At 27.4% G+C, this 13,228-nt stretch carries 9 protein-coding genes, 1 pseudogene and 1 riboswitch; all 10 genes and pseudogenes read left to right on the top strand.

The window, feature by feature from the left end:
* Positions 1 to 10: 10 nt before the first annotated feature.
* The 10 genes and pseudogenes from SDAV_RS03550 (at position 11) to ptsS (ending at position 13,227) form a co-directional block, all read left to right on the top strand.
* Entirely contained in the window at positions 11 to 859 is an 849-nt protein-coding gene (locus SDAV_RS03550; protein WP_114564576.1) for a P-loop NTPase family protein, read from the top strand.
* A gap of 55 nt (positions 860 to 914) precedes the next feature.
* A complete protein-coding gene (gene ylqF, locus SDAV_RS03545) occupies positions 915 to 1,805 on the top strand; it encodes a ribosome biogenesis GTPase YlqF (RefSeq protein ID WP_114564575.1) in 891 nt (296 codons plus the stop codon).
* A pseudogene (locus SDAV_RS03540) lies at positions 1,798 to 2,421 on the top strand (ribonuclease HII). Before ylqF ends, SDAV_RS03540 begins: the two are co-directional and overlap by 8 nt.
* A 455-nt stretch (positions 2,422 to 2,876) precedes the next feature.
* Entirely contained in the window at positions 2,877 to 3,950 is a 1,074-nt protein-coding gene (locus tag SDAV_RS03535; protein WP_186823462.1) for a hypothetical protein, read from the top strand.
* Between the two features lie 356 nt (positions 3,951 to 4,306).
* Positions 4,307 to 4,627, top strand: a complete 321-nt coding sequence (locus SDAV_RS03530; protein WP_114564573.1) for a hypothetical protein — start codon at positions 4,307 to 4,309, stop codon at positions 4,625 to 4,627.
* A 91-nt stretch (positions 4,628 to 4,718) separates the two neighbouring features.
* Positions 4,719 to 4,816, top strand: a riboswitch (purine riboswitch).
* A 105-nt stretch (positions 4,817 to 4,921) separates the two neighbouring features.
* The gene (gene hpt / locus SDAV_RS03525; protein ID WP_114564572.1) at positions 4,922 to 5,446 is read left to right on the top strand and encodes a hypoxanthine phosphoribosyltransferase; all 525 of its coding nucleotides are present in this window, start codon (positions 4,922 to 4,924) and stop codon (positions 5,444 to 5,446) included.
* Complete coding sequence (gene guaA / locus SDAV_RS03520; RefSeq protein ID WP_114564571.1) at positions 5,447 to 6,985, top strand: glutamine-hydrolyzing GMP synthase; 1,539 nt, start codon at positions 5,447 to 5,449, stop codon at positions 6,983 to 6,985.
* Positions 6,986 to 7,237: 252 nt separating this feature from the next.
* Complete coding sequence (locus tag SDAV_RS03515) at positions 7,238 to 8,680, top strand: uracil-xanthine permease family protein (RefSeq protein WP_114564570.1); 1,443 nt, start codon at positions 7,238 to 7,240, stop codon at positions 8,678 to 8,680.
* Between the two features lie 168 nt (positions 8,681 to 8,848).
* Entirely contained in the window at positions 8,849 to 11,815 is a 2,967-nt protein-coding gene (locus SDAV_RS03510) for a chromosome segregation protein SMC (protein ID WP_114564569.1), read from the top strand.
* A gap of 89 nt (positions 11,816 to 11,904) precedes the next feature.
* A complete protein-coding gene (gene ptsS, locus SDAV_RS03505; RefSeq protein WP_114564568.1) occupies positions 11,905 to 13,227 on the top strand; it encodes a phosphate ABC transporter substrate-binding protein in 1,323 nt (440 codons plus the stop codon).
* The last annotated feature ends 1 nt before the right edge of the window (position 13,228 follow it).

Below are 13,228 nucleotides of genomic sequence, written 5' to 3'. Positions count from 1 at the left end.
AAACACAATTATGTGTGATAAGAAATTTTCAATTCCCAAAGAATTTATTAAAAATAATAAGAGGGTTTATAAACTTGCTGAAACAGCTGATGTTATTATTGAAGTAGTTGATGCAAGAATTGCACATTCTGGTGCTAATCTTTTAAATTATGCGAAATTAAATGATGTGAAAAGAATAATTTTATTTTCAAACACACAAAAAGCTGATGTTGAGCAAACAAAAAAATGAATGGAATATTATCATAGCCAAGAAATTTATTGTCAAATGTTATTATGTCATGAAGAGCAAACTAGTAAAGAATATCATAGGTGTTTAGCCAATTTTAAGAAACTTTTAAAAAAGTATGCTAATAAGAAGATATTAATTATTAGTTTACCAGATAGTAATAAAGAACTTTTATTAGAAAAAATATTTGATAATAATGAAAAATTTGAAAAAGGAAGAGGAATATTTTTTACCCGTGAAAAAATTTATCGTTATAATAATGTTGAATTTATTGACACAGTACCAATTACAGGGATTAATTTTTCTCAACCAGATGTTTATTGAAATACACAAATTTTAGGACTTTTTAAAATAGAGGATAATACAGAAATAGTAGCAATTAAAGCATTCCAATTGTTATTAACAAAATATCAAAAAAAATTAGAAACAGCATATAGTGTTCGAATTCAACCAAAATCATCAGTAAAACAAATTGTTAAAGAATTTATTAAATTAATGACAACAAATTTATCTTTACCTGATAGTGAAACAACCGATAATTTACTTCTATGTGCTAAATTTTTAGAAGATATTAAAAAAGGGAAGAAAATTCCCGCAATTTCATTGGAATGAGTTGAAGATTATGTTAAATAATTTTTATTTAAAATGATAAAAATTATTAAAAAAAGATTAAAAGGAGGAAAATAAAATGACAACAAATATTCATTGGTTTCCTGGCCATATGGCAAAGGCAATTAAACAAATTGATGAGCAAAGTAAATTAATTGATTTAGTAATTGAAATTGTTGATAGTCGAATTCCGTTTTCCTCTTCAAATCCATTGGTTGATAACTTACGTGGTTTAAAACCAAAGTTAATTATTTTAAATAAAAAAGATTTAGCGGACCCAGTTGCCATCAAGGCATGACTTGAATATTACAAATCGCAACAGATTGCTGTTTTACCATTGAATAGTAAGCATGGCAATATTACAAAATTAATTATTGAAAAAATTTATTTTGTTTTAGCTGGTAAAATTGAACGTGATCAAAATAGAGGAATTAAATCACCAAAACTAAAAGTAATCGTAATTGGTATTCCTAATGTTGGAAAATCTACTTTTATTAATGCTTTAATAAAACGAAATTCAACTCGAGTTGGCAATAAACCAGGTGTAACAAAAGGTCAACAATGATTAAAATTAAATCATCAAATTGATTTAGTTGATACTCCGGGAATTTTATGGCCTAAAATTAATGACCCACAAGTAGCAATGAATTTAGCTTTTACACGGTCAATCAAAGAAGATATTTTACCAAAAGAAGAAATTTGCTTAGCTGCAATAAAATGAATGCATAAATATTATTTTTCTTTGTTAGCGAAGCAATATCATCTTTTACCAAGTGATAATTTTGATGTAACAGATGAACAAAAACTTTTTGAATTATTATTAGTAATGCAAAAAAATCGTTTTCATAAAGTTGATGAATATAATGTTAATAATATTGTTACTGATTTTTTAAATAATTTATGAAATAATAATTTTGGTTTAATGTCTTTTGAGTTTCCACCTGGAAAAGGAACAATTAATTATGAATAAATTTGAACAAGAGATTTTAATTTCATATCCTAATACAACAATTATGGCATGAACTGATGAAGCTGGCCGTGGGTGTTTAGCAGGTCCTTTAGTTGTTAGCGCTGTTATTTTACCGCTAAATTATGTTAACGATGAAATTAAGTATACTAAAAAATTAACAGTAAAGTAACGAAATAAATTAGCAGATGAAATTATGTCTATTGCAATTAGTTATACGATTGAGATTATTTCTGTTGCAATGGTTGAAACTTTGAATCCCAAGCAAGCAAGTATTATTGGTATAAAACAAGCAATTGATAATTTAATGGTTAAACCAGATATAATTTTAACTGATGCAGAAAAGTTAGGACCATCTTATCATCACCAAGCAATTATTAAAGGAGATAGTCTTTCACAATCAATTGCGGCAGCTTCAATTTTAGCAAAAGTAACAATAGATAATTTAATGCTCAAATTTGATCAAGATTATCCACAATATGATTTTAAAAATAATAAAGGGTACGGAACCAAAAAACATTTATTAGCATTACAAGAATTTGGAATTACATCATTGCATGGGAAAACTTATCGCCCTGTTCATGAAGCTATGTTAAAAAATAATGTTAATTATAAATAAAAATAACAAAAGTAAAACTGTTAATGTTATATTTCTTATATTAAGAAAATTCTAATTATTAAATAGAAAGGAATTAATATGCGTCAAGTTTTTTTGCATTAAAATATGATGGGGACTGACTTAAAATTTATCAAGCCTTAGAAACAAAAGAAAAAATTGCTTATGAAGATTTAATTTATACTTTAAATGAAATAGTTTCTATCTTTCAAAATAAAATAACAATAACAAGAAGTATATGAGATTTAACCAATAATAAACAAGTTGATTCTAAAAAATATAAAAAAATATTTACTTTAGATACAATTAACAGTTTAAAATTAGAAAAAAATGAAAAAATAAAGCAAAAATTTTTACCAATAGAAATTTTAAAAATTAATAAAGAAGGTTTACCACGAACGAAACATATCGATAATAAATTAGTTACTTTAGCAGCATACGATGAATAATTAGTAGTTTTGCCATTTTGAGAACGTGGGGGAATTATGCGAAACGGTAAAGATGTTTTACCAGAAAATGTTACCCAGCAGAATTATAAATTTATGGAACAACTACTTTTAAAAAAATTTAGCGACATCAAACCTAATGCTTTTGATCAATATTCGAATACGTTACAAGAGCAAATTGTCACATGACAACCACGTAGTATAATTCAAACTATGCGAAATACTAGAAATGATATGTGAAATGAAATAAAAGAAGACTTAGGCATTCCTAATATTGATGAAATTAAATCAGTTCAACAAACAACAGCTGAAATTTATGCAAAACAATTTTTAACATCACCAACTATTGAACGAGAAAAAATGTTATTTTTAAATTTTTTGTCGAATTTTGGTAAAAAAATTTTAATGTTTTTGAATGAATGTAATATTTCAGAAAAAAATGATATTAAAGATATTGATTTTTCAAAATGAAAAGTAAAAGTAACAATTGATTTAACAACTGACAAGAATATTGCTTCATCGATTCAAATGATGAGCAAAAAGGGAATTGAAAAGGAGGAAATTGACAATGATTTAATATATTCCGAAGCCGAAGTAAAAGATTATTGAATTTATCCGTTATTATCGTTAACAGGAAATAATGTTAAAAATGGAATTAGAGCTTCATTTAATAAAATTACAATTTGTTGTACACAAATTTCTAAGGGTAAAAAAATTAGAGTTTATATAACAGAAAAACCAAGTTTTTCTTTATCAGAATTAATTGATCCAACTAATCCATCCGAAGCTTTGTTAAAAAACGTGTCATCATTAAGTTTTACTATGCAAAATGAAAATTTAGATTATAATTCAGAAAACTTATATTTATTAACCAAAGAACAAATAACAGAAGATAATTTTAATACTATTGAAAAATACATTAATCAAGATACTGAAATTTTAAAGGAAAATAATCCACAAACATACGATTCTTTATTTTTAGGAAAAGAACGTCAATTTGCTTTGGAAAAATATAGTTATCGAAAAGAACTATATAGAAGGAGCAAAGTTTTTTGATCCAACTGAATTTTGATGAAAAGATTTTAATAAATATTGATTTAGTTTTATAGCTGTTGGGTCTGATTATGCAGATAGTATTCAAGGGAAAGACGATGCTGTACAAATTTTAGTTGGGATAGAAATAATAAAAATAATTTTCCAACTGAAATTTATATTTTAGAAGAACAATCAATTTCAACTACTGAATTTAAAGATATGACTAAAAAGGTTTCTAGTATGGCAAATAAAGTTAATGATTGATCTTTAAAATACCATAAATTAAAAGAAGATTAAAATATAGAATTGGGCATGATGTACGAACAGTAGGCGATTTTGTTTGAGAAAAATTAATTATTAATCATAATTGAGATTAAAAAAGTCTTGAAAATAGTATTAGTCGGATTTTGGTTACGGGTGAAAAAGGATGAAAAATATTTGATCGACATTTTACGATAAAACGCTTGTTATCTTCTGGAAGAATATATTTTTCAAAAAATTTAACTGTTAATAAAAATATTAATGGTGAAGATATAGTTACAAAAAAATATGGTTACCTATATGATGAATTATATAAATGTATTAATTACGAAAAAACGAATATTAGAGACGAACGTCCTGGCTGAAATAAATTGGCTGCTACTAATGCATTTGAATGTACTTTGTCATTTTTTAGATTTAATTTAGTTGATTTAAAAATTAATAAAAAATCGGTATACTTAATCTAACGATAGAACTGGTCTTAAATGTATATGGTTTCCACATTAAAGTTTTATAAATTATCTTGCATTAATTTTAAGAATAAGTTATAGTTAACGTGTGATAAAAAGATAAAATGCTGATATATGTTAGTATTATGGACTAATGTTTCTACATCTTACCGTCATTAAGATACTATAGGGCATAATTTTTTTGTTTTATTTTCGTAAATTTAACAAAAATAATTTGCATAACCTATTTCGCACATTAGCAATGATAGTTTATGCTTTTATTTTTTTATTTTGTAAAGGAGAATAACAATTGTGCAAATAGACAAATTAGAATTATATCTACCAGAGGATAAAATTCAAAATAAAATTAAGGATTATGCGGAAAAATTAAATAAATTATACGAAGGCAAAACATTATATTGTATTGGTTTACTAAATGGAGCATTATTTTTTATGAGTGATTTGTTAAAACAACTTAAAATTCAAATTGTGATTGATACAATGAGTATTTCAAGTTACATTGGAACTCAGTCAACAAATAAACTTACTATTCATAAGGATATTTCAAAAGATATTACTGGACAAGATGTTTTATTAATTGAAGATTTGATTGATACCGGTAAAACTTTATCGGCTGTGATTGAACAAATTCAAGCAAAAAAACCAAATAGTTTACAAGTAGTTTGCTTAGCAGATAAAATTGCTATGCATCCAAATTTTAATTATCCCTATGATGCACTATTTATTGTTCCAAATGAGTTTATTGTTGGTTATGGTTTTGATTATAATGACCAATTTCGACAATTACCAAATGTATACATATGGAGAGGTGAATAAATGAAAACAACAAATAAAATTATTATTTTAGATTTTGGGTCACAATACACTCAATTAATTGCCCGCCGGATCCGTGACTTAGAAGTATATTGTGAAGTATGACCATATAATACAGCATTAGAAAAAATTAAAACAACACCAATGAAAGGAATTATTTTATCAGGTGGGCCTGCTTCTGTTTATGCAGAAGATGCATTTTTAATTGATAAACAATTGTTTGAATTAAAAGTTCCTGTTTTAGGAATTTGTTATGGAATGCAATTAATAAGTCATTTACATGAAGGGACAGTACAACGAGCAACAAAACAAGAATTTGGTTTTTCAGAATTAATTATTGATAATCAAGAAGATTTATTTGCGAACATCCCTGTTAAATCACAAGTGTGAATGAGTCATGCTGATCATATTGAAGGCATGCCAACAAATTTTATTCAAATTGCTCATAGTGAAAATTCAATTAGTGCAATTAAACATTCAGAAAAGAAAATTTATGGTTTACAATTTCATCCAGAAGTAACCCACACTTTAATTGGCCAACAATTATTAAGCAATTTTGTTTTTAACATTTGTGGTTGTCAGCCAAAATGAAAAATTACAGAGTTTATTTCAGCAGCAACAACTGAGATTAAGAATAAAGTTGGAACTGATAATGTTGTTTTAGCATTATCAGGTGGTGTTGATTCTAGTGTTTGTGCAGTTTTATTACATAAAGCAATTGGAAAACAATTAACATGTATTTTTGTTGACACCGGATTATTACGCCAAAATAGTGGATGAAATGATTTACAAAAATTTCAAGAAAAATTTAAATTAAATATTATTAAAATTAATGCGCAAGAAAGATTTTTAACTGCTTTAAAGGGATTTACTAATCCAGAAGAAAAGCGAAAAATTATTGGGAATTTATTTATTGAAATTTTTAATGAAGAAGCAATAAAAATTCAAAATGTTAAATGATTAGGACAAGGAACAATTTATCCAGATGTGATTGAATCTGTCTCAGTGAAGGGACCATCTGCCACAATTAAATCGCATCATAATGTTGGGGGATTACCAAAGGATTTACCATTTCAATTAATTGAACCATTACGTGAATTATTTAAAGATGAAGTTCGCCGAACTGGTGAAGCATTGGGCATTGATTCTAAATTTGTGTATAAGCATCCGTTTCCAGGACCAGGTTTAGCAGTCCGAATTATTGGTGAAATTACCGCAGAAAAAGTAGCTTTATTACAAGCAGCTGATCAAATTTTTATTGATGAATTATATCGGGCAAATTTATATGATCAAGTTGCACAAGCATTTGTTGTTTTATTACCTGTTCAGTCAGTTGGTGTAATGGGCGATGTACGAACATATGGATATACTGCTGTTGTGCGCAGTGTTGATACAACTGATTTTATGACAGCAAATTGAAGTTGGCTGCCATTTGAATTATTGGAAAAAGTATCAGCTCGAATTGTAAGTGAAGTTAATGGAATTAATCGAATTACTTATGATATTACATCAAAACCACCAGGAACAATTGAATGGGAATAAAAAAATATTAGTAATTCTTTACATTAATATTAAAAAATGTTATCATTATTTGCAGGAATGTTTAGGTACAAAATGCAAATTGGTTTGATTAAATAATTTGAAGTTTTTTTACAAAAAAAGAAGATTGTTTTTGATATCTTTAATATTCTACAAAATAAAACAATAATTAATGTTAATAATGCAATTTACTAGTTAGTAATAATTTACAAACTAGTTTTTTTATGCAATTTTAAAAAAGAAGGAGAAAAAATAATGGAAAAAGAACAAAATACTTTAATTGAAAATAATATTAAATTATTATTAGGTCCGCATGATCGCCCAAAAAGATTTTTGCAATGGTCAATTTTAGCATTACAGCATGTTTTTGCTATGTTTGGTTCTACGTTGTTAGTACCATTAATTATTAATCAAACAGCTAGAGTTGAAGTTATGAACATTGCAATGGCCTTGTTTTGTTCGGGGGTTGGAACATTAATTTATATTGCAATTACCGCTGCAAAAGTACCAATGTATTTGGGAAGTTCGTTTGCATATATGGGAGCAATGGGGGTGTATTTCCCTTTATATGGCAATGCGGTTTTTATTGCCGTAATGATGGTTGGTGTTATTTATATCACTTTTGGAGTATTAGTATATTTTATTGGTAATAAATTTTTAGAACGAATTTTACCAGCAGTAATTGTTGGACCATTAATTATTATTATTATTATTATTGCCCCAAGTGCAATTAATAATGCTGGTTTTAATCCAACTGCTTGAAAGCAACCTTATTCACATTGGAATAAGATTGGAATTGCTATTTTTACCTTTTTAGTAACAGCAATTATCGCTTTGAAATGTAAAGGATTTGCTAAGGTAGTTCCAGTCATTATTGGTGTTGTCGCAGGATATTTATTATGTGTAATTCTTCATTTCGTAATTGGAACAGAATATCAAATTTTAGATACATCAAAAATTACTGACCCAAGTCAATGACAATGATATCCATTGTTTAAAAAAATTTGAGATTTAAAAGCAAGTAATATTGGGCCAGCTATTTTATCAATTAGTCCCTTGGCAATTATTGCGATTGCTGAACATATTGGTGATCATATTAGTATGGTGCAAATGACAGGAAAAAATTTTGTTAAAGACCCTGGAATGCATCGGACATTAGTTGCTGATGGAGTTTCAATTATTTTTGATGGTTTAGTTGGTGGACCAGCAAATACAACATATGGTGAAAATGCTTCAGTAGTTGGGATGACACGAATTGCTTCGGTATGAGTAACAGGATTGGTTGCCTTGTTTGCAATTGGATTATCATTTATTGCTCCAGTGAATCAATTAGTACAAATGTTGCCAGCACCAGTAATGGGCGGGATTAGTATGATTATGTTTGGTTTGATTGCTACAAACGGAATTCGAGTGTTAATTAATAATAAAATTGATTATACAAATATGAAAAATGTTTTTGTAACAGCAATTATGTTAGTGTTAGGATTAGGAGGGGCGTTTTTTAATTTTAATTTAGGGACTGGTAATTTACAATTTACGGGTGTTGCACTAGCATCATTTGCTGGAATTTTCTTAAATTTATTGTTACCAGATCATCAAAATAATGGTTTTCAATGATGAGAAAAATTAAAGTTATTTATTAAAACACAAAAAGAACAAAAAAAGAGTAAAAAAAGAGAAAAAAATAAGAAAAAGTAAGTACTTATAAATAAGAATAAAATAAGAATAAATTTTACTCTCATTTTTCATTAGGAAACTTTATTTTGATGTTTTTATTAATTTTAGTTGCAAATAATAAACTTTTATAGAATAATTATTAAAGAATAAATTGGTTGTTAATTTTGAGATTTAAGGAAGTGATGAGTAGTGTTATTTTTAAAAAAATTAGAGGCATTTGGTTTTAAATCATTTGCTGATCCATTAACAGTCAATTTTGATCATGAAATGATAGGAATTGTAGGACCAAATGGGAGCGGAAAATCAAATATTAATGATGCAATTCGTTGATGCTTAGGTGAACAATCAATTAAATCACTTCGTGGAAATAATAGTGAAGATGTTATTTTTAATGGGTCAGAAACAAAACCAGCATTAAATATGGCAGAAGTTAAACTAATTTTTGATAATACAAACCGGATTTTTTCAATGGACTATTATGAAATCGAAATTATTCGTCGCGTTTTTCGAGGAACTGGTGAAAATGAATATTTTATTAATAAACAACGAGTTCGTTTAAAAGACATTCAGGATTTTGCAATGGATAGTGGTTTAACAAAGTCATCATTAGCAATTATTTCACAAGGAAATATTAATGCTTTTGCAGAAGCAAAACCATTAGAACGACGTGCTTTATTTGAAGAAGCTGCTGGGGTTGCAAAATATAAACGCCGTAAATTAGAAGCTTTAAAAAAATTGGACCGTTCAAATGAGAATTTAGCACGTTTAAAAGATATTTTAAATGAAATCAAACGTAAATTACCAAGTTTGAAACGACAAAGTGAAAAAGCAATCAAATATACAACATTAAAAGATAAATTAAATCAAATTGAATTAGCTGTTTTAGTAAAAGATATTACTTTTTTTAATGACAAATTATTAGAATCACGCTTACAGCAGAAAAAAATTATTAGTACAAAACAAGATGCTGATCGAGAATTAAAAAATAAAGAAATTGAATATAATGAATTAAACAAAGAAAACTTTAATTTGGATAGTAAAATTAATGTTTTAACTAAAGAATTTCAAAGTTTAGTTTCAGAAATTAGTGATTTAAAAGTACATAAAATTGAATTAGATAATAAAGAAGCATCTTTAAAAATGTCTAATAATGATATTACTATTACTAATATGGTTAATGATTATAATGAATTAACCGTTAACTTACAAAATGAACGTGAAAAATTGGCAACATTAGAAACACAGCAACAAGAATATCGTGCTCAACGTGAAACTTTTAATACAAAGCAAGCTGGGTTAAATGAGCAATTAGGAGCAATTAATAAAACAATTATTCGTTTAGAAAGTGAATTAGAACGTGCACAACATAATTTTGAAAATCAGGATAATTTACATGAAGGTGTTAAAAATATTATTAATAATAAAAATGTTTTGCCTGGAATTATGGGATTAGTTCAAGATATTATTAATGTTGATGAAAAATATGAGCAAGCAATTGTGACTGCTTTAAGTGGGCGTTTACAAGATATTTTAGTTAAAAATGTTGATAGTGCAAAACGAGCAATTTTATATTTAAAACAAAACCGTGCTGGACGAGCAACATTTATTCCGTTAGATGTAATATCGCCACGCTATCTTAACAGTGATGAAGAATTTGTAATTAAATCAGTGCGAGGATATTTAGGCTTAGGAAATAATTTAGTTAAAGTAAAAAAAGAATTTCGAATTGCAGTTGATTATTTACTAAGTCGTTATTTGATTTGTACTGATTTTGATAGTGCACAAGAAATTGGAAAGTTAACAAAATATCGTTATAATATTGTTACATTAGATGGCGAAATTCTTCGCCCGCAAGGAGCTGTTACAGGGGGTTCTAGACGAACACGGATGACCATTGTTAATCCAGAAAAAGAATTAAGAATTCTTAATGAAAAATTAGCAATGCAAACTGAAGAATATCATCATATTTTAAAACAATTAAATATGCTTCGACGACAATTAGATGAAATTAATGAAGTTATTGCTGAAAATCAAGCTTCAATTGGGGCGGGGAAACGACAAATTGAAATTATTATGTATGACCAAACAAAGTTGCAAAATGAATATCAGTTACTAACATCAAAAAATATTAATGAAACAAAAATAGTTGAAAATGAAGCAGTGCTTAATATTACGGATCAAATTAAACAAAAAGAACTTTTAAAAACAAAAATTGAACAACAATTAAATGTTGCCCGTAGTTTAAAAGATAAGCAGTCATTAGTAATCAATGAGCTTAATAATCAAATTGGAGAAAAACGATATTATATTTCAGCTTTGCAAGAACAAATTAGCAAAATGAATACTGATTTATCGATTATTAATGTTAAAATTCAGCAAAATCTAACAAGACTAACAGAAGAATATCAAATGACATATGACCATGCTAAGACATTGGAATTAAAGGTAATTGATAATGAAGATTTAATTCGTGATGAAATTAAACAGTTACGAAGTGACTTATCTCAAATTGGCAATGTTAATTTAGAAGCAATTGAAGAATATAAAGAGGAAAATGATCGTTTTCAATTTATGAATAATGAATATAACGATGCAAATGATTCGGTTAAAAACTTGTTAAAGTCAATTGATGAAATGGATAGTATTATGAAAGAACAGTTTGATAAAACAATTAAAGAAGTAAATGAGAATTTACCTTCAACTTTTGAAGTATTATTTGGGGGTGGTTCAGCAAGAATTATTTATACTGAACCAGAAAATTTATTAGAAACAGGAGTTGATATTAAAGTATCACCACCAGGGAAAAATATTACTAATTTAAATTTATTATCTGGAGGAGAAAAATCATTGGTTGCTTTATCAGTTCTTTTTGCGATTTTAAAAGTCCGACCAATTCCATTAGTAATTTTAGATGAAGCAGAAGCACCATTAGACCCAGCAAATGTTGAGCGATTTGCTAAGTATATTCGTAGTTTTGTTGATACCACTCAATTTATTGTTGTTACCCATCGCGTTGGAACAATGGAACATTGTGATTTATTATATGGGGCAACAATGCAACAAAAAGGAGTTACAAAAATTGTTGGAATTAAATTACAACAAGCTGCTGAAATGATTAAAGAATTTGAGAATAAACTTGAAAATAAAAAAGCATAAATTATTTATGATTTTTTATTTTTTTGATACAATTAGTATAAATAAGTTTTAAAGAAATAAAACCATATAAAGGGGAGGAAACTTAACGAATGAAGCCAAACGAATCTACTAAGGCTGTTAAGGAAAAGAAAGAAAAAAAACATTTTCTTAAGAGTGTAGTAGGAGAGATTAGCCATCATAAAATGTTTACTTTAGTTGGCTCTGCTTTGGTATTAGTAATATCAATTATTATTTGAACAATTGCATCGGCGAGTAATGTAATTGTTGCTGGAGGGAGTACATCAGTTACCCAAGTAATGGCAAATATTACGGAACAATATAAACGTGATAACAAAGAAGATATTTTATATAATTCATTAGGAAGTGCTGCTGCCTTAGTTGGTGTAAAAAATGGTAGTTATTCTTTTGGTTTTTTATCAAAAGATGTTAATTCAACACCTAAACCAGGGGATAACCGCTCTAATGTTCAACAACTATGAGCAGATTATCATACTGGTCGTTTTGTTTTTGCCCGTGATTATATTATCTTGGTATATCATTTACCAAATGGTTGTCAAATTAAACCACACCAAGATTCGTTACAATTTCAAAGTTTTTTTGGTGGAGAAGGAACTGAATTAATTCGTAAGATTTATACTGATCCAAATTTTACTTGACAACAAGCTTTTGGTTCGCAATTAGTTTGTAGTAGTGGTAGCAATAAATTTTATACTTTAACACGTGAGTCTGGAAGTGGGACAAGAGATTTTTTTGAATCAGCAGTAATTAAAAGCAAAAAATATGAAACAAATCAAGTAGCTTCATCAAATGGCTCAATGTATCAAGCAATTTCAACTACTCCTGGGTCAATTGGTTATATTTCTTTTTCATATATTAAAAGAATTATTAGCAATGAAGATTTAGGGCCAAAAGCAATTGCTAGTGTTATTAGTAAAGGAAGTACAGAACCAGAATTACCATATAAAGTTATTGATAATAATTATGAATTTAATCCAGCTTATTCTTTAACAAGACCCTTTACTGGAATTATTAATTATCAAGGAAAACAATTCAATAATGCCTTACCTTTTATTGCATGAATGTTAGATCCATTACCATATTCAAAAACAAAACCAAAACTACGAAATGGGAAAGATAATCCTTATTATGATCGAAATTTTAAGTTAAGTCCACATGATCCTGCATATTGATATATGGAAGAAGGCGAAGAACCATTATCAATTGATGACTTTTTATTCCGAAAGTATAATAATAATACAACTTTTGCAAAAAGTGGAAGAACAACTGATAGTGAAAAAGTAGCTTGAAATTTTAAATCAGATTATCAAAGTATTTGAGATATTATTGTGAAAAAGTTTCCCGAAAAATATCAAGCATATTATGAATATGAATATAACGGAATGGAGAATTAAC

Origin of the sequence: Spiroplasma phoeniceum P40, from assembly GCF_003339775.1 — a bacterium.
Taxonomy (GTDB): Bacteria; Bacillota_I; Bacilli_A; order Mycoplasmatales; family Mycoplasmataceae; genus Spiroplasma; species Spiroplasma phoeniceum.
The sequence above is the reverse complement of the archived record's forward strand: the minus strand, read 5'-3'. Positions and strand labels throughout refer to the sequence as shown.